Annotated in this window: 1 pseudogene; it reads right to left on the bottom strand. The window is 63.1% G+C overall.

The annotated features are described in order from the left end of the window. Nucleotides 1-87, bottom strand: a pseudogene (locus FS665_RS23255) (YkgJ family cysteine cluster protein); the annotation flags it as partial. Between the last annotated feature and the right edge of the window lie 146 nt (nucleotides 88-233).

The raw sequence follows: 233 nt of genomic DNA, 5'->3' as shown, positions 1-233 counted from the left end.
CACGCCGATGCGGATCAGATCCTTGATCTTCACCTCTACCGGCAGGGTGCAACAGGTCGAATGGCAGCCATGGCACAGTCTGGCGGTCGAGTGGGAATGGTGCTGGGATGCGCCTGTCTTTAGGTTGCAGGTGGGCCACCATGGGGCCGTCTCGGCATTTTCAGCGCCTATGAGATCGAGCGCCGCCCGCGCGGCGCATCGCGAGCTGCGCTCGCTCCTACGTTTGTTTCGGG

This window comes from Pseudomonas sp. URMO17WK12:I11 (assembly GCF_007677725.1).
Taxonomy (GTDB): Bacteria; Pseudomonadota; Gammaproteobacteria; order Pseudomonadales; family Pseudomonadaceae; genus Aquipseudomonas.
Note: the sequence above shows the minus strand (reverse complement) of the source record. Positions and strands in the feature narration are given on the sequence as shown.